This is a genomic window from Streptomyces coelicoflavus, assembly GCF_003112555.1.
Taxonomy (GTDB): Bacteria; Actinomycetota; Actinomycetes; order Streptomycetales; family Streptomycetaceae; genus Streptomyces; species Streptomyces coelicoflavus.
Window position 1 is genome coordinate 439,254 of sequence record NZ_BEWB01000003.1, and the last position, 22,062, is coordinate 461,315.

General features: G+C 69.7%; 19 protein-coding genes, 1 tRNA gene and 1 pseudogene. 12 read left to right on the forward strand and 9 right to left on the reverse strand.

Annotated elements, in window-relative coordinates:
• Nucleotides 1-20: 20 nt before the first annotated feature.
• Nucleotides 21-194: pseudogene (locus Sco07f_RS41435) on the forward strand (tyrosine-type recombinase/integrase); the annotation flags it as partial.
• Nucleotides 195-301: 107 nt separating this feature from the next.
• Here Sco07f_RS41435 and Sco07f_RS07185 read toward each other — a convergent pair.
• From Sco07f_RS07185 to Sco07f_RS07195, 3 genes are all read right to left on the reverse strand, one after another.
• Nucleotides 302-994 carry a maleylpyruvate isomerase family mycothiol-dependent enzyme gene (locus Sco07f_RS07185; RefSeq protein ID WP_108987289.1) on the reverse strand — a complete coding sequence of 231 codons (693 nt, stop codon included), beginning with the start codon at nt 992-994 and terminating at the stop codon, nt 302-304.
• A 110-nt stretch (nt 995-1,104) separates the two neighbouring features.
• Nucleotides 1,105-1,647: a DUF1707 SHOCT-like domain-containing protein gene (locus Sco07f_RS07190; protein WP_108987290.1), complete on the reverse strand. Its 543-nt coding sequence runs from the start codon at nt 1,645-1,647 to the stop codon at nt 1,105-1,107.
• A gap of 123 nt (nt 1,648-1,770) precedes the next feature.
• Nucleotides 1,771-1,844: transfer RNA gene (locus Sco07f_RS07195), tRNA-Gly, on the reverse strand.
• Nucleotides 1,845-2,406: 562 nt separating this feature from the next.
• Between Sco07f_RS07195 and dcd the strand changes: the two genes are divergently transcribed.
• Complete coding sequence (gene dcd / locus Sco07f_RS07200) at nt 2,407-2,982, forward strand: dCTP deaminase (RefSeq protein ID WP_007453365.1); 576 nt, start codon at nt 2,407-2,409, stop codon at nt 2,980-2,982.
• 40 nt (nt 2,983-3,022) lie between these two features.
• Nucleotides 3,023-3,520: a phosphoribosyltransferase gene (locus Sco07f_RS07205; protein ID WP_007453367.1), complete on the forward strand. Its 498-nt coding sequence runs from the start codon at nt 3,023-3,025 to the stop codon at nt 3,518-3,520.
• Between the two features lie 85 nt (nt 3,521-3,605).
• Here Sco07f_RS07205 and Sco07f_RS41075 read toward each other — a convergent pair whose 3' ends face one another.
• The 3 genes from Sco07f_RS41075 to Sco07f_RS07220 all read right to left on the reverse strand — a co-directional run bounded on the left by Sco07f_RS41075 (nt 3,606) and on the right by Sco07f_RS07220 (nt 8,462).
• Complete coding sequence (locus tag Sco07f_RS41075; protein WP_108987291.1) at nt 3,606-4,565, reverse strand: Yip1 family protein; 960 nt, start codon at nt 4,563-4,565, stop codon at nt 3,606-3,608.
• Between the two features lie 150 nt (nt 4,566-4,715).
• The gene (locus tag Sco07f_RS07215; RefSeq protein ID WP_244941994.1) at nt 4,716-6,020 is read right to left on the reverse strand and encodes an FG-GAP repeat domain-containing protein; all 1,305 of its coding nucleotides are present in this window, start codon (nt 6,018-6,020) and stop codon (nt 4,716-4,718) included.
• A 159-nt stretch (nt 6,021-6,179) separates the two neighbouring features.
• The gene (locus tag Sco07f_RS07220; RefSeq protein WP_054103074.1) at nt 6,180-8,462 is read right to left on the reverse strand and encodes a heterodisulfide reductase-related iron-sulfur binding cluster; all 2,283 of its coding nucleotides are present in this window, start codon (nt 8,460-8,462) and stop codon (nt 6,180-6,182) included.
• 409 nt (nt 8,463-8,871) lie between these two features.
• Here Sco07f_RS07220 and dnaK point away from each other — a divergent pair, with 409 nt between their 5' ends.
• From dnaK to Sco07f_RS07260, 8 genes are all read left to right on the forward strand, one after another.
• Nucleotides 8,872-10,731: a molecular chaperone DnaK gene (gene dnaK / locus Sco07f_RS07225; RefSeq protein WP_007451798.1), complete on the forward strand. Its 1,860-nt coding sequence runs from the start codon at nt 8,872-8,874 to the stop codon at nt 10,729-10,731.
• Entirely contained in the window at nt 10,728-11,405 is a 678-nt protein-coding gene (grpE, locus tag Sco07f_RS07230; RefSeq protein WP_007451800.1) for a nucleotide exchange factor GrpE, read from the forward strand. Before dnaK ends, grpE begins: the two co-directional genes overlap by 4 nt.
• A 42-nt stretch (nt 11,406-11,447) precedes the next feature.
• Nucleotides 11,448-12,644 carry a molecular chaperone DnaJ gene (dnaJ, locus tag Sco07f_RS07235; RefSeq protein WP_007451802.1) on the forward strand — a complete coding sequence of 399 codons (1,197 nt, stop codon included), beginning with the start codon at nt 11,448-11,450 and terminating at the stop codon, nt 12,642-12,644.
• A gap of 5 nt (nt 12,645-12,649) precedes the next feature.
• Complete coding sequence (locus tag Sco07f_RS07240; RefSeq protein ID WP_007451804.1) at nt 12,650-13,105, forward strand: heat shock protein transcriptional repressor HspR; 456 nt, start codon at nt 12,650-12,652, stop codon at nt 13,103-13,105.
• A gap of 242 nt (nt 13,106-13,347) precedes the next feature.
• Nucleotides 13,348-14,466 (forward strand): sugar ABC transporter substrate-binding protein, encoded by a 1,119-nt coding sequence (locus Sco07f_RS07245; protein WP_108987293.1) that lies wholly within the window; start codon nt 13,348-13,350, stop codon nt 14,464-14,466.
• Nucleotides 14,467-14,646: 180 nt separating this feature from the next.
• Nucleotides 14,647-15,027 (forward strand): hypothetical protein, encoded by a 381-nt coding sequence (locus Sco07f_RS07250; protein ID WP_007451809.1) that lies wholly within the window; start codon nt 14,647-14,649, stop codon nt 15,025-15,027.
• A 120-nt stretch (nt 15,028-15,147) separates the two neighbouring features.
• Nucleotides 15,148-15,834, forward strand: coding sequence for an ABC transporter ATP-binding protein (locus Sco07f_RS07255; RefSeq protein ID WP_108987294.1), 687 nt, complete (start codon nt 15,148-15,150; stop codon nt 15,832-15,834).
• Nucleotides 15,831-17,996 carry a hypothetical protein gene (locus Sco07f_RS07260; RefSeq protein ID WP_108987295.1) on the forward strand — a complete coding sequence of 722 codons (2,166 nt, stop codon included), beginning with the start codon at nt 15,831-15,833 and terminating at the stop codon, nt 17,994-17,996. The genes Sco07f_RS07255 and Sco07f_RS07260 overlap by 4 nt, the downstream gene beginning before the upstream one ends.
• A 23-nt stretch (nt 17,997-18,019) precedes the next feature.
• Here the strand turns inward: Sco07f_RS07260 and Sco07f_RS07265 are convergent, their stop codons facing one another.
• Nucleotides 18,020-18,754, reverse strand: coding sequence for a response regulator transcription factor (locus Sco07f_RS07265; protein WP_108987296.1), 735 nt, complete (start codon nt 18,752-18,754; stop codon nt 18,020-18,022).
• Between the two features lie 259 nt (nt 18,755-19,013).
• Between Sco07f_RS07265 and Sco07f_RS07270 the strand changes: the two genes are divergently transcribed.
• A complete protein-coding gene (locus Sco07f_RS07270; RefSeq protein WP_108987297.1) occupies nt 19,014-20,051 on the forward strand; it encodes a helix-turn-helix transcriptional regulator in 1,038 nt (345 codons plus the stop codon).
• Here the strand turns inward: Sco07f_RS07270 and Sco07f_RS07275 are convergent.
• Together Sco07f_RS07275 and Sco07f_RS07280 are read right to left on the reverse strand one after the other, a co-directional pair.
• The gene (locus Sco07f_RS07275; protein WP_108987298.1) at nt 20,014-20,997 is read right to left on the reverse strand and encodes a helix-turn-helix transcriptional regulator; all 984 of its coding nucleotides are present in this window, start codon (nt 20,995-20,997) and stop codon (nt 20,014-20,016) included. The genes Sco07f_RS07270 and Sco07f_RS07275 overlap by 38 nt on opposite strands.
• Before the next feature lie 25 nt (nt 20,998-21,022).
• Nucleotides 21,023-22,006, reverse strand: a complete 984-nt coding sequence (locus tag Sco07f_RS07280; RefSeq protein ID WP_108987299.1) for a helix-turn-helix transcriptional regulator — start codon at nt 22,004-22,006, stop codon at nt 21,023-21,025.
• Nucleotides 22,007-22,062 lie beyond the last annotated feature (56 nt).

Sequence of the window (22,062 nt, forward strand, 5' to 3'; positions counted from 1 at the left end):
ATAGTTCGTGGCGAGCTTGTGAGGAACTGGCCGAGCTGCGCCGTCGCAGTGCTGATCCCGACGAATGCTCCCTGCGGATCACGCCTGCGCCACCAGAGCCGACCAACGGCAGGAGGGCCACCGGGGATCCCGAGCCGCGAGCGGGCAAGCGCACCGTATACCTGCCCGACTTCCTCCTCCCCGAGCGCAGGCGAGCGGTCTCACGATGGAGAATCCTGTCTGTTTCGATGAGCCGGTGCAGGGGCCGAGACCGATCGTTTCGCGAGTCGTGCGAGGAGGTTCGGCTCGCTCCTGCACGGTGTCAGGGCGTCAACGGGCCGGCCAGGATGCGCAGCCCGGCCTCCCGGTCGCCGGTCCAGTGGAAGGCGGCGTCCGAACTGCTCATCCGCCCCCACAGGAGCAGCACTATTCGTTCTGCTGTCGCGGTGAGCGTGGCCACGGCAGTGCCGGGGCCGTACACCCAGGATGCCCCGGTGTCCGCCGCGTGCAGACGCAGGGCGCTCTGCGGGTGCTGTGCCCGTCCCCGGGCTATCTGCCTTGGTGCCATCGCGTCGAAGACTTCGGCCACGCCTTCGCCGGCCAGGATCGGGTCCAGCGATCGGCAGATGCCCAGCGCGTTCTCGGCATCCCAGCGGTGAACCAGTGCCTCCAGCGCACGGCGTCGCTGCCAGAAGCCCACTGTGTGGGGCGGGTGGAACGTCCAGGCGCGCGTATTCGGGTCAGTGCGGAGGACCTTGAGCAAGGTCGCTGAACTCTCCTCGAACCACCGCAGAAACTCTTCGGGATCGCGCGGAGCCGAGGTGGCCTCGTGCTTGCCGTGTTGTTCGGTAACAGCGGCTGCCGCCCACAGGTTCGAACTGCCCAGGTGCTCGGCCAGATCACGGAGTGTCCACTCGCCGCAGTGCTCGACGGGCACAGACAGATCACCATCGAGGCATGCGCGGAAGGCGTCGAGTTCGTCGCTCAGGTGCTGCAGCAGAGATTCCGAGTCCATGACCGGCGAACGTAACCCAGCCCACTGACACCGTGCCAGGGACCCGACCCGTCGGACAGGCGCCGGTGCTGCGCCTGCGGCAGGCCCGGGACCTGAGCACCGGATGGGCCCTAACGCAGGGCGTGGCGGACTTTCAGGCGTCCGTATCCCATGGCTCCGGAGATTCGAATCGTCGGCCCCCCTCGCCGGGTACGCCGCGGGGCCTTGTAGCGCAGGTCCTTCCATCCCGTGCTCAAGCCTTCGACGTCGACCACCGCGTCACGAGGCACGGTGATTCTGGCCCCGCCGGTTCCCAGTTGCAGCTCGATGTCGACGACCGGGTGCTCGATGATCGCCCGGGACAGGTCCAGGCGCACCTTTCCATAGGCCGACTCGACCTCGAGGAAGCGGGGCACCCGCCACGCGCCACGTCGCTTGATCCGTCCACCGGCGGCGGCGATGGTGGCCGTGCTTGCCGGTTGCTCCTCCGGAAGCGAGACCAGAACGGACGCGATTTCGCTTCGCGTCCTGGCGCTGAGCACCTGGTGAAGGCGCTCGTCCAACACCTCGTGTGCGATGAGTCCTTCCGCGTACGCCTCCTGCAGGCGTCGCACGGCTGCCTCGCGGTCGTCTTCACCGATCAGCGACGGCGATTCTTCCGGTAAGGAGGTCACGGGTTCACCGTACTGCCGAGTCGGCGAGGTGAACCCGTCGAGGGAGGCCCGGAGGCTGACGGTCCGAGGCCGAGCGGGGCCTACCGAGCAAGGAACCCCAGGCCGTCGGCCTGGGGTTTCATATGGAGCGGGTGACGAGAATCGAACTCGCGCTCTCAGCTTGGGAAGCTGATGTTCTACCATTAAACTACACCCGCGTAAGACGCCGACCACGGCCGGTGTCTGGACGCTCGCTCACTCTACCCCATGCCCGGTCCCCGGTGTTCGCGCCCGTGGGGCCGTTGGTCGTTCCGGGGGGTGGATGCGGCTGCGGGGGCTCGGGGTTGGGGCGTACCGTGGGGGCCCTGAAGAGGGTGTGTGCGAGGGCGGAGTGCCGCCTGGAGAGTCGTCTCTTTCATCCCGTACTGTGGCTTTTGTCGTCAGGGTAGTAAGCCAGACGCGGCTCTTGGGGAAGGGACTTGAAGGACTTGATGGAGCGCACCGTCGTCCGCTGTGCCGATGGGCACGTATTCACCGCCACCTCGTTCCCGATGCAGCAGGCCGAGCGACTCGGCCCCGGTCGGCTCGTCCGATGTCCGCGGTGTGCGCGGCTGCGGAGTGCCGTGCCCGTGGGTGCTGCTCAGAAGCGGTAGCGGAGAGGCGGTAGCACAGACGCGGCCGCGGAGATGCGGTAGCGCGGTAGCACAGACGCAGAGTGGTTCGGGCGCGTGGCGTGGCGGCGGTTGTCGTTGCTCCGCGCGCCTTGCGTATCCTCGGTGCGTGCTTCTCTCAGATAAGGACATCCGGGCCGAGATCGACGCCGGTCGGGTGCGGATCGATCCGTTCGACGACTCCATGGTGCAGCCGTCGAGCATCGACGTGCGCCTCGACCGCTACTTCCGGGTGTTCGAGAATCACCGGTACCCGCACATCGACCCCTCCGTCGAGCAGGTGGATCTGACCCGGCTCGTGGAGCCGGAGGGCGACGAGCCGTTCATCCTGCACCCCGGTGAGTTCGTGCTGGCCAGTACGTACGAGGTCGTCAGCCTTCCGGACGACCTCGCCTCGCGGCTCGAGGGCAAGAGTTCGCTCGGTCGGCTCGGCCTCGTCACGCACTCCACCGCCGGGTTCATCGACCCGGGCTTCTCGGGGCACGTGACGCTGGAGCTGAGCAATCTCGCGACCCTGCCCATCAAGCTGTGGCCGGGGATGAAGATCGGGCAGCTGTGCATGTTCCGGCTCACCTCGCCGGCCGAGCACCCGTACGGGAGCGAGCGCTACGGGTCCCGTTACCAGGGACAGCGGGGGCCGACGGCCTCCCGGTCCTACCTCAATTTCCATCGGACCCAGGTATGAGCTGCGGTATGAGCGGCGAGAACGCAGGCGGGACGCACGCATGAGTGATGTTCGGGAGAATCTGACCTACGAGCAGTTCGGCGTCGCCGTGCGCGAGCTGGCGCAGGCCGTCGCCGACGACGGCTACGAGCCGGACATAGTGCTGTCCATCGCGCGCGGCGGTGTCTTCGTCGCGGGCGGGCTCGCGTACGCGCTCGACTGCAAGAACATCCACCTCGTGAACGTCGAGTTCTACACGGGCGTCGGCACCACCCTCGACATGCCCGTCATGCTCGCGCCGGTCCCGAACGTCATCGACTTCTCCGACAAGAAGGTCCTGATCACCGACGACGTCGCCGACACCGGCAAGACGCTCAAGCTGGTGCGGGACTTCTGCCTCGACACGGTCGCCGAGGTCCGCAGCGCGGTGATCTATGAGAAGTCGCACTCTCTCGTCCAGTGCGAGTACGTGTGGAAGCGGACCGATGAGTGGATCAACTTCCCGTGGTCCGTGCTGCCTCCCGTCGTGCGGCGGGAGGGGCAGGTGCTCGACGCCTGACCGGGCGGACCGACGGACAGCGACGACGTGACGCGAAGGGCCCCGGCGTGACCTGCACGCCGGGGCCCTTCCACATGTCCGGGGACTAGAAGGTGCCCAGCTTCACGATCGACAGCAGGGCGATCAGCTGGATCGCGGACGCGCCCAGCGCCTTCGGCCAGGGCAGGTCGTGGGAGCGGCCGACCATCAGGGTGAGGAGGGCGCCGGCCGCGACCCAGGTGGCCCAGCCGAGGATCTGGACGAAGGGCGCGTCGCCGCCGGCGAACATCGCGACGACCAGGCGCGGGGCGTCCGTGAGGGACATGATCAGCATGGAGAGGCCGACCGTCGGCTGCCAGGCGCCGTCGCCGCCGAGCTGGCGGGCCAGGGTGTGGGTGACCACGCCCAGGACGAAGGCGCTCAGCACCAGCGCCACCGCCGTGGTCAGGACGATCGGGATGGCGTTGGAGAGGGTGGCGTTGATCGCTTCCTCGCGGGCGCCGTCGAAGCCGAAGACCGCCAGCAGGCCGTAGAGGAACGTCACGATGAGGGCGGGGACCCACATCGCGTAGTCCCGCATCTGGAGGAAGGTCTGGTTGGGCGCGAGGACGATGCCCTTCAGCAGGTCCTTCCAGTGCAGGCGGGGGCCGACCGGGCCGGGCGCGGGGGCGGAACCGGCGCGGTAGGTGTCGCCCTGGTTGTAGGGGTCGTCGACCGTGAACGCCTGGGTGTGGCCCGGGTTGTTGGCCGCGTACGGGTCGTACGGGGCCTGCTGGGGCTGCCCGTGCCCGCCGGGTCCGTAGCCGCCGTCGCCGAAGTACTCCGGCTCGCCGTGGGCACCGGCGTGGCCGCCTGGGCCGCCGCCGTGGGCCTGCGGCCACGGGGATCCGCCGGGGGCCGGGCCGGGGGCGCCACCTCCGTACGGCGGCTGCGGGTACGGCTGCCGAGGCGCCGCGGGTCCGCCGTACGACGGTCCCTGGGGCGCCTGCTGTCCGTACGGAGGGCGTTGCGGTCGCGCGTTTGGAGCGCCGTTGTCCCGGCCGCGTCCGATCCTGAATCCAGCCACGCCTTCGAACGTACCTGGTCCCGGAGAGTGACGTGCGGGGCCCGGCCGTTCGGGGGTCCTTTGCTGCCGAGCTGTGACATCCCTTACGGGGGGTCCCCGAGGCCTCCCCGAGGCCCGGCCGGCGGGAACCGCACGTCCGCCCGCCGTCCCCTACGGGGTCAGGAACTGCGACGTCGAGAACGTCACCGCGGCCCGTGCCGTCACGACGCCCTTCGCCGTGCCCCGGTGGACCTCGACGGTGTCCTCGGTGTCGCCGTGGTACGTCCGCAGCACCAGGTCCGCCAGGCCGTCGCCGTCGAAGTCGCCTGCCGTCAGCACCCGTGTCGTGCCCGACGACGAGGGCCGGACCGTGACCGCGTCCCGCGTCGTGGGGCCCGTCCCGCGGCCGGGATACACACGTACTCCGGAGCCGCTGGAGACCAGCTCGCTCAGGCCGTCGCCGTCGAAGTCGGCGGCGTCCAGCATCGTGCCGGGGGTGTCGAGGGTGGCTCGCTCACTGCTCGACGCGCGGGCGGTACCCCCGTCGCCGGTGGGCAGGTCGTAGCGCAGCGCGGTGCCGTCCAGGGTGCCCACGGCCGCGTCCAGTGCCTTGCCCCCGCCGAAGGCGCCGAGGGCGACGTCGACGCCGGTGGGCAGGGTGGTCCCGGTGCGGTTCGGGCCGTCGGGGCCGCCGAGGACGACGGCGGCCTTGCCGGGGCCCGCCGAGGCGCGGACGACCAGGTCGTCGTAACCGTCGCGGTTCACGTCGGCGGCGGGGCCGGTGGGTGCCTCGCCGGGGGAGGGGAGGGGCGTGGCGGCCGCGTGCGGGTCGCCCTCGCGGGTGAAGGGGCCGCGCAGGTGGCTGAGGCGGCCGGTCGAGGCGTGGAGGACGAGGTCCTCGGCGCCGTCGCCGTCGAAGTCGCCGCACACCGGGCGCTCGGGCCAGTCGTTGCCGTACCGGGCCCGGTCGGGCACGGTCAGCGGGACGGCGCGGCCGGCCAGTCCGGCCGGGGAGCCGAAGAGGAGCTGGAGGGGGACCGGGGGGCGGCCCTGGCCGTCGTAGGGCGGGTCGGTGGTGACCACCAGGTCGGTGAAGCCGTCGCCGTCCAGGTCGCAGGCGGCCTCCGCCTCGAAGACGGCCGGCGACCGGCCGTCCACCGGCGCCGCGTGCTTGGCGGGGGTGAGTAACTGCCGGGCTTCCGGCACCAGTCCGCGGGGCGAGCCGTAGACGATGCCGATGCCGGCGTCGTCCGCGTGGCTCTCCGCCGTGACCAGGGTGTCGAGGACCAGGTCGCGGTGGCCGTCCCCGTTGAAGTCGTCGGGGACCTCGCTGCCCCGGCCGCGCGGGACGGGGAGCGGGGCGGGGGCCTGGGCGGCGCGTACGGGGGTCGCGGAGGCGTCCTTGGTGGCGTGTGCCGGGCCGTGGCCGCAGGCGGCGAGCAGCAGCACCGCACAGCAGGCGGCTGCGCCGGTCACAGTGTGTCTTCGCAGGCGCACCGTTCACCTCGTCCGTATCGACCCGTATCACCCTCACCGACAACGACCGGGTAATGATGCACGTGTTCGACACGCGACGACACCCCCGGGTTCGTACGGAACCCGGGGGTGTCGGTCGAGAACGCGGCCGGAGGGCGGCTACTTCACCGGCTCCGGCGTCGGCTCGTTCTCCGGCTCCGGCTCGCCGGTCGGGTCGGCCGGGGTCTTGACGGAGTCCAGCAGGAGCTGGGCGACGTCGACGACCTGGATGGACTCCTTGGCCTTGCCGTCGTTCTTCTTGCCGTTGACCGAGTCGGTGAGCATGACGAGGCAGAAGGGGCAGGCGGTCGAGACGATGTCGGGGTTGACCGACAGGGCCTCGTCGACGCGCTCGTTGTTGATGCGCTTGCCGATCCGCTCCTCCATCCACATCCGCGCGCCGCCGGCGCCGCAGCAGAAGCCGCGCTCCTTGTGGCGGTGCATCTCCTCGTTCCGGACGCCCGGGACGGCGGCGATGATCTCGCGCGGCGGGGTGTAGATCTTGTTGTGGCGGCCCAGGTAGCAGGGGTCGTGGTAGGTGATGATGCCCTCGACCGGGGTGACCGGGAGCAGCTTGCCCTCGTCGACCAGGTGCTGGAGCAGCTGGGTGTGGTGGATGACCTCGTAGTCGCCGCCGAGCTGGGGGTACTCGTTGCCGAGGGTGTTGAGGCAGTGCGGGCAGGTGGCGACGATCTTCTTCGCCGACTTCGGCTTCTTCGACTCCTCGGTGACCTTGCCGTCGTCGTCCATCTCCTCGCCGAAGGCGGCGTTGAGGGACATGACGTTCTCCATGCCGAGTTCCTGGAACAGGGGCTCGTTGCCGAGGCGGCGGGCGGAGTCGCCGGTGCACTTCTCGTCGCCGCCCATGATCGCGAACTTGACGCCCGCGATGTGGAGCAGCTCGGCGAAGGCCTTGGTGGTCTTCTTGGCGCGGTCCTCCAGGGCGCCGGCGCAGCCGACCCAGTACAGGTACTCGACCTCGGTGAGGTCCTCGATGTCCTTGCCGACGACCGGGACCTCGAAGTCCAGCTCCTTGAGCCACTCCAGGCGCTGCTTCTTGGCCAGGCCCCAGGGGTTGCCCTTCTTCTCCAGGTTCTTGAGCATCGTGCCCGCCTCGGACGGGAACGCCGACTCGATCATGACCTGGTAGCGGCGCATGTCGACGATGTGGTCGACGTGCTCGATGTCGACCGGGCACTGCTCGACGCAGGCACCGCAGGTGGTGCAGGACCACAGGACGTCCGGGTCGATGACGCCCTGCTCCTCGAGGGTGCCGATCAGCGGGCGCTCGGCCTCGGCCAGCGCCGCCGCGGGCACACCCGCCAGCTGCTCCTCGGACGCCTTCTCCTCGCCCTCCATCGTCTTGCCGCCGCCGGCCAGCAGGTAGGGGGCCTTGGCGTGCGCGTGGTCGCGCAGGGACATGATCAGGAGCTTGGGGGAGAGCGGCTTGCCGGTGTTCCAGGCGGGGCACTGCGACTGGCAGCGGCCGCACTCGGTGCAGGTGGAGAAGTCGAGCAGGCCCTTCCAGGAGAACTGCTCGACCTGGGAGACGCCGAAGACGTCGTCGTCGCCCGGGTCGGTGAAGTCGATCGGCTTGCCGCCCGAGGTCATCGGCAGCAGGGCGCCGAGCGCGGTGCCGCCCTTGGCGTCGCGCTTGAACCAGATGTTCGGGAAGGCCAGGAAGCGGTGCCAGGCGACGCCCATGTCGGTCTTCAGCGCGACCGTGATCATCCAGATGAAGGAGGTCGCGATCTTCAGCGCGGCGAAGAAGTAGACGAGGTTTTGGAGCGTGCCGAGGTCCGCGTCCCGCAGCGCCGAGACGACCGGGTACGAGATGAAGAACGAGGCCTCGTAGCCGTCGACGTGGTGGAGGGCGCCCTCCAGCGCGTGCAGCATGAAGATGCAGACGCCGACGATGAGGATGACGGCCTCGACGAAGTACGCCTGGCCGAAGTTGGAGCCGGCGAAGCGGGACTTGCGGCCCGGCTTGCGCGGGTGGGACAGCTGCCGGATGCCGATGAGCACCAGGATGCCGAGCACCGTCATCGTGCCGATGAACTCGACGAAGACGTTGTACGGCGCCCAGTCGCCGATGACCGGCAGGATCCAGTCGGCCTGGAAGAGCTGGCCGATGGCGTTGACGATGGTCAGCAGCAGGGAGAAGAAGCCCACCGCGACGAACCAGTGCGCCACACCGACGATGCCCCAGCGGTTCATCCGGGTGTGGCCGAGGAACTCCCTGACCACGGTGACGGTGCGGTCCACGGGGTCGTTGGTCCGCGTTCCGGCCGGCACCGGCTGTCCCAGCCGCATGTAGGTGACGATCTGCAGGACGGCGCGGCCGAACAGTGCGACGCCGACCACGATCAGGACCAGCGACACGATGATCGCGGCGAGTTGCATTTGGGGCTCCTCGGGCCTGCGAGGTTACGAGGGGGGCGGTGGGATTCGGTGGTACTCGGTATTACTAAGCGGTAACTTATGCAGTCCGTCCGAGACTACCCCCATCCTCCGCCGCACTGTAGTCGGACGTGCGGTGATCTGCGTCGCTGAGGCAACCCTGACCCCGCCGGCGGCGCGAGGAGTCACCGGCGCCGCTCCGGGCAACCGGAGTCCCGGGCGGCGCGTCCTTCCGTGGGGCGATTTTTCCGCTTCGTCGGACCGGCCGGGGCGAGAACATGCAGGTCAGCGCGTCATTGCGCGTAAGGAACGGATAAGAGTTGAGTCTGCTCCGCTCACCTCTGTTGACCCAGTGCCGGGCGTCATGCACACTTGAGCCTGTTCCACTCAAGTCAGCTGGAGGTTATTCACCATGGCACGTGCGGTCGGCATCGACCTGGGCACGACTAACTCCGTCGTCAGCGTTCTGGAGGGCGGCGAGCCCACCGTCATCACCAACGCCGAGGGCGCCAGGACCACGCCGTCCGTCGTCGCCTTCGCCAAGAACGGTGAGGTGCTCGTCGGCGAGGTCGCCAAGCGCCAGGCGGTCACGAACGTCGACAGGACCATCCGCTCGGTCAAGCGCCACATGGGCACCGACTGGAAGGTCAACCTGGACGGCAAGGACTTCAACCCGCAGCAGATCAGCGCCTTCGTGCTGCAGAAGCTGAAGCGGGACGCCGAGTCCTACCTGGGCGAGAAGGTGACCGACGCGGTCATCACCGTCCCGGCGTACTTCAACGACGCCGAGCGCCAGGCCACCAAGGAGGCCGGTGAGATCGCGGGCCTCAACGTCCTGCGCATTGTCAACGAGCCCACCGCCGCCGCGCTGGCGTACGGCCTCGACAAGGACGAGCAGGTCATCCTGGTCTTCGACCTCGGTGGCGGTACGTTCGACGTCTCGCTGCTCGAGATCGGCGACGGCGTCGTCGAGGTGAAGGCCACCAACGGTGACAACAACCTCGGTGGCGACGACTGGGACCAGCGCGTCGTCGACTACCTGGTCAAGCAGTTCCAGTCCGGCCACGGCGTGGACCTCGGCAAGGACAAGATGGCCCTCCAGCGCCTGCGCGAGGCCGCCGAGAAGGCCAAGATCGAGCTGTCCTCGTCCACCGAGACCTCGATCAACCTCCCCTACATCACGGCGTCCGCCGAGGGCCCGCTGCACCTGGACGAGAAGCTCACCCGCGCCCAGTTCCAGCAGCTGACCTCCGACCTGCTGGAGCGCTGCAAGACGCCGTTCCACAACGTCATCAAGGACGCCGGCATCCAGCTGTCCGAGATCGACCACGTCGTTCTCGTCGGCGGCTCCACCCGTATGCCCGCCGTCGCCGAGCTCGTCAAGGAGCTGACCGGCGGCAAGGACGCCAACAAGGGTGTCAACCCGGACGAGGTCGTCGCCATCGGCGCCGCCCTTCAGGCCGGTGTCCTCAAGGGCGAGGTCAAGGACGTCCTGCTGCTCGACGTCACCCCGCTGTCCCTCGGCATCGAGACCAAGGGCGGCATCATGACCAAGCTGATCGAGCGGAACACGACGATCCCGACCAAGCGCTCGGAGATCTTCACCACCGCCGAGGACAACCAGCCCTCCGTGCAGATCCAGGTCTACCAGGGCGAGCGCGAGATCGCGGCGTACAACAAGAAGCTCGGGATGTTCGAGCTGACCGGTCTGCCGCCGGCGCCCCGCGGCGTCCCGCAGATCGAGGTCGCCTTCGACATCGACGCCAACGGCATCATGCACGTGACCGCGAAGGACCTGGGCACGGGCAAGGAGCAGAAGATGACCGTCACCGGCGGCTCCTCGCTGCCGAAGGACGAGGTCGACCGGATGCGCCAGGAGGCCGAGAAGTACGCGGAGGAGGACCACGCCCGCCGCGAGGCCGCCGAGTCCCGCAACCAGGGCGAGCAGCTCGTCTACCAGACGGAGAAGTTCCTCAAGGACAACGAGGACAAGGTCCCCGGCGAGGTGAAGACCGAGGTCGAGGGTGCCGTCGCCGAGCTGAAGGAGAAGCTCAAGGGCGAGGACACGGCCGAGATCCGCACCGCCACCGAGAAGGTCGCCGCCGTCTCGCAGAAGCTGGGCCAGGCCATGTACGCCGACGCCCAGGGCGCGCAGGCCGCCGGCGGCGAGGCCCCGGGCGCCGACGCGGGTGCCGCTTCCGGTGACAAGGCCGACGACGACGTCGTCGACGCCGAGATCGTGGACGACGAGCGCAAGGACGGTGCGGCGTGACCGAGGAGACCCCGGGCTTCGACGAGAAGCCCGACGTCCCCTCTGGCGCCACCCCTGACGCCGCCGAGCCGCAGGCCGCCTCCGAAGAGGGGGCGGCCCCGGCCGGGGACGCAAGTGAGAACGCGGGCCTGCTGGCCCAGCTGGACCAGGCACGCACGGCGCTCGGCGAGCGTACGGCGGACCTCCAGCGCCTCCAGGCCGAGTACCAGAACTACCGTCGCCGGGTCGAGCGGGACCGCGTCGCGGTCAAGGAGATCGCCGTGGCGAACCTCCTGTCCGAGCTGCTTCCCGTACTCGACGACATCGGCCGCGCCAAGGAGCACGGCGAACTGGTCGGCGGCTTCAAGTCGGTCGCGGACTCGCTGGAGACGGTCATCGCCAAGATGGGCCTCCAGCAGTTCGGCAAGGAGGGCGAGCCCTTCGACCCGACGATCCACGAGGCCCTGATGCACTCCTACGCACCGGACGTCACCGAGACGACCTGCGTGGCGATCCTGCAGCCCGGGTACCGGATCGGCGAACGCACCATCCGCCCCGCGCGGGTGGCGGTCGCCGAGCCGCAGCCGGGCGCCCAGACGGTCAAGCCGGCGGAGTCCGGCTCCGAGGGGCAGGACGGCTCCGACGCGGAGGACGGCGCCGGGACCAAGGAGAGCGGTGGCCCGGACGAGGGCTGAGCTCGAAGTGACACGCAGGGCGCGAGAGGAGGGACGTCGGGGATGAGCACGAAGGACTTCATCGAGAAGGACTACTACAAGGTTCTCGGCGTCCCCAAGGACGCCACCGAGGCCGAGATCAAGAAGGCGTACCGGAAACTCGCCCGCGAGAACCACCCGGACGCCAACAAGGGGAACGTCAAGGCGGAGGAGCGCTTCAAGGAGATCTCCGAGGCCAACGACATCCTCGGTGACCCCAAGAAGCGCAAGGAGTACGACGAGGCCCGCAGCCTCTTCGGCAACGGCGGTTTCCGTCCGGGGCCGGGCGCGGGCGGCGGCGGCACCTTCAACTTCGACCTGGGCGACCTCTTCGGAGGCGGCGCCCAGGGCGGCGGCCAGGGTGGCGCCGGCGGCTTCGGCGGCGGCCTCGGGGACGTCTTCGGCGGCCTGTTCAACCGCACCGGAGGCTCACCGGGCGCCGGCACGCGCACGCAGCCGCGGCGCGGGCAGGACATTGAGTCCGAGGTCACCCTGAGCTTCATCGAGGCCATCGAGGGCGCGACCGTGCCCCTCAGGATGTCCTCGCAGGCACCCTGCAAGGCCTGTTCCGGCACCGGCGACAAGAACGGCACGCCCCGCGTGTGCCCGACCTGCGTCGGCACCGGGCAGGTCGCCCGCGGCTCGGGCGGTGGCTTCTCGCTGACCGACCCGTGCCCCGACTGCAAGGGCCGCGGCCTGATCGCCGAGGACCCCTGCGACGTCTGCAAGGGCTCCGGACGCGCCAAGTCCTCGCGGACGATGCAGGTCCGTATCCCCGCCGGGGTCTCGGACGGGCAGCGCATCCGGCTGCGCGGCAAGGGCACGCCCGGCGAGCGGGGCGGCCCGGCGGGCGACCTGTACGTGGTCGTGCACGTCAAGGAACACCCCGTCTTCGGCCGCCGGGGCGACAACCTCACCGTCACCGTCCCGGTCACCTACGCCGAGGCGGCCCTCGGCGGCGAGGTCCGGGTCCCGACCCTGGGCGGTCCGCCGGTCACGCTGAAGCTGCCGGCCGGCACGCCGGGCGGCCGCACCATGCGGGCCCGCGGCAAGGGCGCGGTCCGCAAGGACGGCACCCGCGGCGACCTCCTGGTCACCGTGGAGGTGAGTGTTCCGAAGGACCTGACGGGGAAGGCTCGTGACGCGCTCGAGGCGTATCGCGAGGCGACCGCGGACGAGGATCCGCGGGCGGAGTTGTTCCAGGCCGCGAAGGGAGCTTGACGGGAATGGACGGTCGTCGACGCAACCCGTACGAACTGACCGAGGACACCCCGGTCTACGTCATCTCGGTGGCGGCCCAGCTCTCCGGACTGCACCCGCAGACCCTGCGGCAGTACGACCGTCTCGGCCTGGTCTCCCCCGACCGCACGGCGGGCCGCGGCCGGCGCTACTCGGCCCGCGACATCGAACTGCTCCGGCAGGTCCAGCAGTTGTCGCAGGACGAGGGCATCAACCTGGCCGGAATCAAGCGCATCATCGAGCTGGAGAACCAGGTCGCCGCGCTCCAGGCGCGGGCGGCGGAGCTGGCCGCCGCGCTCGACGGCGCGGCCACGGCGATGCGCCAGCGCGAGGCCGCCGTGCACGCCTCCTACCGCCGTGACCTGGTCCCCTACCAAGAGGTACAGCAGACCAGCGCGTTGGTGGTCTGGCGTCCCAAGCGCCACGGACAGTCCCCGGACTGACCCGGGCCGCCGTACGGCACAAGGGAAGAAGGCATCGTCAGCCCCGGAGGACCGCCGCGTCCCCCGGGGCTGGTTCACAACGGTGCTGTCTCATTGGTCTAGTACTTCTTGACGATTTGGTGAAGACAGCGTTGGCTTCCTTCACCGGGCGAAACCGGGGCCCCGGGGGGCACTGGAGTCACCCGGTTCACCCGGGTCCACCCGGTTCGTCCACCACACCCGTGTGTCGGAAGGCAAGCGCAGTGAGTAGCCGTGCCCGTCGTATCGCCATATCCGTGGCCGCGTCCCTGATGACCCTCTCGCTGGCCTCCTGCGGTGTGCTGGGCGCATCGGAGAGCAGCGACGACGCGAGCCCGACCCAGGGCAACGACATCACCATCGGGTTGCTGCTGCCGGAGAAGGAGAACACCCGCTACGAGCAGTTCGACTACCCCTTCTTCAAGGCCAAGGTCGGCGAGCTCACGCGCGACGAGGGCAACGTCAAGTACGCCAACGCCGAGGCCAGCGCCACCAAGCAGGCCGATCAGATGCAGCAGATGATCAACGACAAGGTCGACGTCATCGTGCTGGACGCGGTCGACGCGCACGCCATCGCGGACGGCGTGCAGAAGGCGAAGGACGCCGGCATCCCCGTCATCGCCTACGACCGGCTGGCCGAGGGCCCGATCGACGCCTACATCTCCTTCGACAACGAGCTGGTCGGCGAGGTCCAGGGCCGCTCCCTCATCGAGGCGCTCGGCGGCGACCCGTCCGGCTCCGACAAGATCGTCATGATGAACGGCTCGTCGACCGACCCGAACGCCAAGCAGTTCAAGGCGGGCGCGCTGTCCGAGCTGAACGGCAAGGTGACGATCGCCCAGTCCTTCGACACCAAGGACTGGAAGCCGGAGAACGCCGAGGCGAACATGACCGAGGCGATCGAGAAGATCGGCAAGAAGAACATTGCGGGCGTCTACTCCGCCAACGACGGCATGGCCGGCGGCATCATCAAGGCCCTCGAGGACGCGGGCGTAACGGACCTCCCCCCGATCACCGGTCAGGACGCCGAACTCTCCGCCGTCCAGCGGATCGTCACCGGCGAGCAGTACATGAGCGTGTACAAGTCCTACCCGCAGGAGGCCGCGAACGCCGCGGAGATGGCCGTCGCCCGGGTCCAGGGCCGCGACATCCAGTTCGAGGCGCTCGCCCGCGACAAGGTCGACAGCCCCACCCACAAGGGCATCCCCGCCCAGCTCGTCCCCGTCGTCGCCCTCACCAAGGACAACATCGAGGACACGGTCATCGCGGACGAGTTCTACAAGGTCAGCGACATCTGCACCGCCAAGTACGCGGACGCGTGCGCGGAGGCGGGGCTGAAGTAAGCCGGAGCCCCCCCCGGTGGTGCGGGGGGCGTGGACATACCCCCCAACAGGTGGATTCTCCGGTCGGTCGCCCCGGAGCAGGCTGGGAGTCACAGGAACCGCACAGCCAACTCCCGTGCGGTTCCGTCCCGGCCGCTCGTCGCGGTCGGGGAACTCCGCCGGACGAGGGGACGCATTCCAGTGAACGTCAGAGTTGCACGGCGGCTGGGGGTCGGGGCCATCGCCGCCCTGGCCCTGAGCACGGCCACGCCCGCCTTCGCGTACGAGATCGGCCCGCACTCCTACAGCGGCGAGCTCCGGTTCTGGACCGAGGGCAACCGCTCGATCATGAACCTCAAGGACACGGGTTCCAGCCACTGGGTGAAGGCGGAGTACTACCGCGTGGCCCACTCGGGTACGAAGCTGACGCTGTGGAACAAGAACGGCCCGAACGGTCCGTCCGACAACGACGGCAACAGGGGAACCGTCGAAAGCGGTCGGCACTCCGAGATCTACAAGGCCCGCGGCACGGTTTCGCGCAACAACCTGCCGGACTGGCACACCAGTTGGTACTCGGGCTAACGAGAGTCCGCCCGCACCGCCCGACCACAGTCTGACCGAGGGGCCGGCCGGCCCCTCGGTCAGGCGTGCGTTGTCGCAGTCGTCCACATCGAGTGATCCCCTCGACCAAGGGAGCTCCGCGTGACCTCAACCCCCGTACCGCCTGTCCTGCGGCTGAGCGAGGTGGTCTACGGCGTATCCGGCCGAAGTCTGCTCGCCGGTGCCGATCTCACCGTCCCCGCAGGGAGTTCCGTCTCCGTGATGGGCCCCTCCGGAAGCGGCAAGTCCACCTTGCTGATGTGCGTCATGGGGCTGATCCGACCGCAGTCGGGGCGCGTCGAGATCGTGGGACAGGACGTGACCCGGCTGTCCGCGCGTGCCCTCGCCGCGCACCGGCGACGGCACGTCGGCATGGTCTTCCAGTTCGGCGAGCTGCTCCCCGAACTCACCCCGGTGGAGAACGTGATGATCGCGAGCCTGCTGGCCGGCGACGCGGTCACCGAGGCCCGCTCCCGTGCCGAGTCGCTGCTCACCCGCCTTGGAGTCCCCGAGGCCACGGCCACGCAGGACCTGTCGGGCGGGGAGAGGCAGCGTGTCGCCGTGGCCCGCGCCCTGGTCAACACGCCGGAACTGCTGCTGGCGGACGAGCCGACCGGCGCGTTGGACGGCGAACAGCGGGAAGCCGTGGCCGACCTGCTGTTCAGTACTCCGAGGGAACACGGGTGCGCCCTCGTGGTGGTGACGCACGACCCGATGGTGGCCGGGCGTGCCGACCTGCGGCTGCACCTGCACGAGGGGCGCCTGGTCCAGGCCCAGGAGGCGCGGTGAACGGCGGCGGTCTGCGACGCACGCTCCTGCGCACGGGACGGGCAGCGTCCCGGTCGGCCGAGGCGGGCCGCATCCGCTACTTCGCGTTGTTCGCCGCCACCGCAGTGGCGGTCCTCGCGGCCTGCGGGTTCCTGCTCGCCGCGTCCTCCTTCGACGGTCGCACCGAGCGCAGCCAGGCCCGCTGGCCGCAAGAGGCCGACACCGGCTCCGCCACGCTGCTGTGGCGGGCGACCCTGGCGAGTGTCGACGACCGCCAGTACGACGTGGTGTACATCGAGCCCCTCACGCCCGACGCACCGCTGCCTCCCGGCCTGAGCCGGTGGCCGAGGCCCGGTGAGGCAGTGCTCTCCCCGGCGCTGAAGGCGGTCGGCCCTCAGGTGCGCGAGGAGTACGGGCGGGCCGAGGGCACCATCGCTCCGGACGGCCTGGAGTCGCCGAGCGAGTATTTCGCGTATGTACGGCCGACGGCTGAGCGGCTGGACCCGGAGGAGATGACCGGGGCTTCGGGATTCGGCGTCTCCTGGACGCCGTCGCTCGGCGAGCACATGTACAACTTCGGTTCCAAGGAGTTCCACTGGGCCTATCTGGCGTTGGTGGGCCTCCCCGCCGGTCTGTTCGTCGTGATCGCCGCCCGGGTCGGCGCCGCCGCCCGGGACCGCAGGACCGCCGTCCTGACCGCGCTGGGCGCCTCCGCCGGTGCCCGGGCCTGGTTCACGGTGGGCGAGGCGGTGCTGCCCGTGGCCCTCGGCGCGTCGGCGGCGGCCGTGGCCGTCGCTCCCGTACTCCTCACGGACACGCCGCTGCCCGTCGTCGACTTCGTGCTGTACGTCGCCGACGCCCGCGCAGCGCTCCCCGGTCTCGTGGGCGCCGTGGTGGGCGTCCCCCTCGCCGTGCTCGCCGCCGTGGTGCTGCTCCAGCCGCGCTACCGACCCGGCGCCTCGACCCGGCCCGTGGCTGCCGGACGGCGCCGTGAGTGGATGCTGTGGCTGTTTCCCGTGGCGCTCTTCGGCACGGTGCGGGGTACCGATCTGGCACCGTACGACCTGCGCCTGCCCGTTCTGGCGGCCGGCAGCGTGGTCACGATCGCGCTGCTGCCCGGGGTGGCCGGTGCGGTGGTGTCGGCGTCGGGACCCGCACTGGCCAGGCTCGGTGCCGCGCGGGGCAGGGTGGGCATGCTGGTCGCCGGTCGTCGCCTGGCGGTGGGCGCGCGTCCGGTCGCGCGACTGGTGGCCGCGGTGGTCGTCGCGGTGGGTCTCGCGGCGCAGGGGCAAATCGCGATCAGCCTGTTCACGGACATGAGCGACCGGGTCGAGGCGGTGGAGGAACACCTCGGCACCAGCGTGGTGCAGGTGTCGACGACGCTGTCCACGACCACGGCCGACGTGGCGTCCTTCGAAAGTGACCTGGGGCCGGGAGTGCATGCGCTGGCCGTGACGAGGGACCCCCGGTCGGGGCGGACCGACCTCGTCGCGGACTGCCCGGTATGGCGGGACCTCGGCGTCGAGTGCCCGACGGCGGCCCCTGCCGAACTCCGTACCCGGCATGCCGGTCTGGCCCGGGCCGCGGAGTTGGAGCGGTCGGTCGGGGTGCGTCTCCACGCCCGTACCGGAGACGTGAGCAAGACGATGCGTACGTCCGAGGAACCGTCCCTGGTGGCCCTCGCGCAGGACGGACGGCAGCTGTCCCTGTCGCGGGTGCACCGTGCCGCCAACACGCATGTGGCCATGGCGACGGACGTCCAGGTGTTCGCGATGGCCGGCACCTTCGGTGGCAGCGGCGAGGGCATCGCGGCCGGGCGGTGGCTGGAGTTGCTCTCCGTCGCGGGCGTGCTGGTGATCGTGGTCGTGGCCGGGGTCGGCGCGGTGGCCCAGTTCGTCCGGACGGGCCGCGAACTGGGCCCGGTCTCGGTGCTGAGCGGCAACGGCCGCGTGTACTACGCGGTGTCCGTCTGGTCACTGCTGGTACCGACCGCGTTCGCCGTGTGCGCGGCCGTCGCCGTGACCTGGTACGTGACGACACCGCTGATGGCGGACTCCGCCGACCGGCTGTCCGCCCTGTCGGCGGTGGGAGCGGCCGGTCTGGCGTGCGCGGCGGTGATGGCCTGGTGGGGTGCGCGTACGGCATCCGCGGCGGGACTGGTGTGGCGCCCGCGCAACGACTGACGCGCTCGCTCGAAGGCCGGGCTTCACGGCGCCCGGAGACCACCGCAGGCACCCGAACCGGGTGCCTGCGGGCTCGTAGGCTGTGGCTGTGCGTGCACGTGTGCCTGCCACACGACGCGGGATGCCTGCACGCGGTTGTCCACACCAAGCTTGGTGTAGACCCCGCGGATGTGGTCCTTGACCGTGTGGGTACTGATACCCAACGTTTCGGCCATGTCGGGGTTCGACACCCCGTCCGCCAGTAGGTGCACGATCTCCCGCTCCCTGGAGCTGAGCTTCTCCAGCAAACCGAGCGCGGCGGCCACCGCATCGGCCGTGCGGCCGGGCCGGACGTACTGGTCGACCAGGAACTGTGCGGCAACGGGCCCGAGCGCGACTGTGCCCGCCGCCGCCGCGCGTACGGCCCACGGGAGGTGCCGTACGGAGTTGTCACGCAGCAGGACCCCGCGGGCGCCCTGATGCAGCAGCACGCGCGTGATGTGTTCCGACAAGTGGTCGACCAGTACGACGTGCGCCGGACTGGAGGCCGGGACGTTCGTGGCTCTCGGCCCGGCCGCCTTCGGTAACCGGAGGTTGTCGAGCGCCTCCTCCGTACCGGTGTGGCTGCTGACCAGGACGTCCAGGCGCGCTGTTCGTATCGTGCGCGACTCGGCCTCCGACGCCTCGCCGACGACCCGAATCCCGCCGTCTGACTCCAGGACGCGCCTGACGCCGGCCCGTTCCAGCGGCTCCCGGCCGACAATTCCTACACGTATCACGCTCTCTGTCCCCCCGCTTTGCCCACCAAGTCGCCCTACGGCCGACGGAGTTGGTCAGGCCCCGCCGTTACCCAGCATGCACGCTGCGTACATCTCTCCGGCACCTTCAGCTTGTTGCAACGAGGGGAAGTGGAGGGGCGCGTAAGGGGTGATTCACTTACACATCCGATGTCGGCGGAGACGGAGCCTTGTTGCGGAGCCGGTCCCGGCCGCGCATAGTTGCGCTGCGGAAGAGCCGGAACCGGGGGTGGGATGGGCGATGGCCGGGCACGGGGCTCAGGAGCACCCGCACGGGGCCGACCGGCTGTGCGCGGCCGGGGACCGCGTGTACTCCCGGGCCGTCCGGCGCGGCCGGATACCGCGGCGTGACGCCGATCCGGTCCCCTGCCTCCTCGAACTGGCCCTGCTGCACCCCGACCCCGACGACATGGACTGGCTGGTGCCGACCTCCCCGCAGGAGGTCATGACGCGGCTGTTGCGCGGCGTCCACGAGGAGGTCAGCGCCAGTCAGCGGCGGGTGGGTTCGGCCGTGGAGGCGTTCGAGTGGTACGCGGACCTGGGCCGGCTGCTCCAGTCCCCGGCCGGCCCCGAGGGAACTGCGATCCGCGTCCTGGACGGCCTCTCCCGCATCCAGGCCGCGATGGACGAGGCGACCCAGGCCTGTACGACGGAGGTGCTCACCGTCCAGCCCGGCGGCATCCGGCGCGAGCACGAGCTTTCGGAGGGCCTGCACCGGGCGCTGGCGCTGCGGGGGCGCGGGGTGCGGATGCGGGACCTGTACACGCACGTGGCCCGGCACGGGCAGGGTCTGCTCAACTACCTGGAGCTGATGGGCGACGCGGTGGAGGCCCGCACGTTGGACGAGGTCATCGACCGCCTCATCCTCTTCGACCGCACCGTCGCCTTCATCCCCGCCAACACCGACCGCACGATGGCCCTGGAACTGCGCCACCCCGCACTGATCGCCTACCTGGTCACGGTCTTCGAACGCCTGTGGCGCCTGGGGATCCCCCTGACCGCCGCGCTCCCCGACACCGGCATCGAGGGCATCTCCCACCGCGAGCAGTCCATCGCGGCGCTCCTCGCGGAGGGCCACCAGGACGCGGTGATCGCGGAGCGCCTCGGCATCAGCGTCCGCACGGCCCGCGCGCACATCGCCCGGCTCTCGGAGACCCTGGGCGCGGCCAGCCGCACGCAGTTGGGCGTCCGCATAGCCCAGGCCGGCCTGGACGGTTCCCCGCGGACCGCCCCCGCCCCCGTCATTCTTCCCGGTCGAGAATCCCCGACTGCCCGATGAGGTAGCCGAGTTGGGCCCGGCTTTCGCTGCCGAGGGTGGCGGCGAGTTTGGCGATGTGGACGCGGGCGGTGCGGACGTTCATGCCGAGGCGGTCGGCGATGTCGGAGTCGGTGTGACCTTCGACGAGGAGGGCGGCGATGGCGCGTTGGCGGGGGGTGATGCCGTTGAGGGTGGGCTGGTGGACGGCTTGGGGGTGCATGGGGGTGGCGAGGTGCCAGAGGCGGTCGAAGGTGTTGACGAAGTAGGCGATGAGGGCGGGGTGGCGTACTTCGAGGGCGAGTGAGCGGTCGGCGCTGGCGGGGATGAAGGCGACGGTGCGGTCGATGATGATGAGGCGTTCGGTGACTTCGTCGAGGGTGCGAGCCTCCACATCGCCCGTCAGATGTTCGTAGCGGGCGCGCGCGTAGGGGGCGTGGCGCATGGTGTGCTGGTACAACGCGCGGATACGGGCGCCGCGACCGAGGAAGTCCTGGTCTCGCTTTATGGCCCCTTCGAGTATGTCGGGGCGTCTGGAGACGTGTGTGTCGTGCGGTTGGATCGCGAGGAGCTCTCTTCTGCCCTCAGCCATGGCTTCCTCGATGGCCTGGCCCGTCCGTCTTTTGCTGCTGAGGATTCTGAGTGCTGGGGTGTCCTCGGTGGCGACACTCCGCGTGCCCAGACGCATGAGGGGCTCGAAGACGTCGGCCAGGTGTTGCCCGCGACGCCGCTCGTTGGCGATGCGGTCCTCCGATGACCGGAGCAGGCGTTGCAGCGCGACGGTCGGCGGTACGGGCTCCAGCCGGTCCAAGTTCTCGACGGCGGGGTGGAGCATGCCGTTGTCGATCAGGCAGGGTGCCATGACCGCCGATTCGCTGGACACATGTCCTTCGCGCAGCGCGCGGGCATACAGCTCAAGGCCCGCGCCACACAGCTCCTCCGCTCCGTGGCTGTGCACCTCTGGGGTCACGTGCGGCTCTCTTCGTCTATCGGGATCAGTGATCCTTCTCCAGGATTCCGGACCGGGCTATGAGGTAGCCGAGCTGGGCACGACTGCCGCTTCCGAGGGCCATGGCCAGTTTGGCGATGTGAGCGCGGCAAGTGCGCACATTCATGCCGAGACGTCGGGCGATGGCCTCGTCTACATGGCCTTCCACAAGGAGCTTGGCGATGGAGTGCTGGATGTCGGTGATGCCGTCGGGGGCGGTCTCGTACGGCGTTCCCACGTTCAGGGGTACTGCGCGCGCCCACATGAACTCGAAGACCTTGGTCAGGTATCGAACCAGGCCGGGATGGCGCAGCTCAAGGGCGACTTGACGGTCTTCCCGTATCGGTATGAAGGCGACGGTCTCGTCGCAGATGATGAGCCGCTCGACCAGTTCGTCGATGGTGCGGACCTCGACCTTGCCGCTGGCGATCTGATCCACGTAGGCAAGGGTCTCGGGGCTGTGCCGGGCGGTGTGCTGGTACAGAGTCCGCAGCCGCACCCCGCGCTCGATAAGGGGCCTGTCGCGTTCCAGGCCCTTCAGGAGGTTGCTCTCCATCCGTCGTTTACCGGGCTGAACGGTAAGCACCTCGGTGTGGCATTCGGAGGTGGCGAGGTTGAGTGCCCCGTTGATCCGGTCTCTGCCTTCCAGCACGGTGATGGAGTGCGTAGAGGTTGTGCTCTGGGCACTCGCGGCCATGTACGGCTCGAAGGCGTCGGCCAACTGGACCGACAGGCGCCTGCGTTCTGTGATTTCCCGTTCGATGGGATGGAGGCGCTGCGCCAGGGCTACCGTCGGAGGGACGGGACGAAGCCAGTGGGCGTCATCGGGGTCCGGGTGGAGCAGGGCGAATTCCATCAGGCAAGGGGCCGATTCGACATCCGATCGGGCGATGCGTCCTGCACGCAAGGCGCTGACGTACAGCCGACTGCCTTCGTCACACAGTTCGGTGACGGCATGGGGATGTGCCGCTTGTGTCTCATGTGTCCCCATTTATCCACCCCCCAGGGTCCTGAACGTGCAGGAACATGATGCACCGATTGTGTGGC

Excerpts from the sequence above, each read along its gene's own strand:
- dnaK (WP_007451798.1), top strand. The coding sequence starts at position 8,872 with ATGGCACGTGCGGTCGGCATCGACCTGGGCACGACTAACTCCGTCGTC.
- dnaJ (WP_007451802.1), top strand. The coding sequence starts at position 11,448 with ATGAGCACGAAGGACTTCATCGAGAAGGACTACTACAAGGTTCTCGGC.
- Sco07f_RS07205 (WP_007453367.1), top strand. The coding sequence starts at position 3,023 with ATGAGTGATGTTCGGGAGAATCTGACCTACGAGCAGTTCGGCGTCGCC.
- Sco07f_RS07220 (WP_054103074.1), bottom strand. The coding sequence starts at position 8,462 with ATGCAACTCGCCGCGATCATCGTGTCGCTGGTCCTGATCGTGGTCGGC.
- Sco07f_RS07280 (WP_108987299.1), bottom strand. The coding sequence starts at position 22,006 with ATGGGGACACATGAGACACAAGCGGCACATCCCCATGCCGTCACCGAA.
- Sco07f_RS07240 (WP_007451804.1), top strand. The coding sequence starts at position 12,650 with ATGGACGGTCGTCGACGCAACCCGTACGAACTGACCGAGGACACCCCG.
- Sco07f_RS07270 (WP_108987297.1), top strand. The coding sequence starts at position 19,014 with ATGGCCGGGCACGGGGCTCAGGAGCACCCGCACGGGGCCGACCGGCTG.
- Sco07f_RS07185 (WP_108987289.1), bottom strand. The coding sequence starts at position 994 with ATGGACTCGGAATCTCTGCTGCAGCACCTGAGCGACGAACTCGACGCC.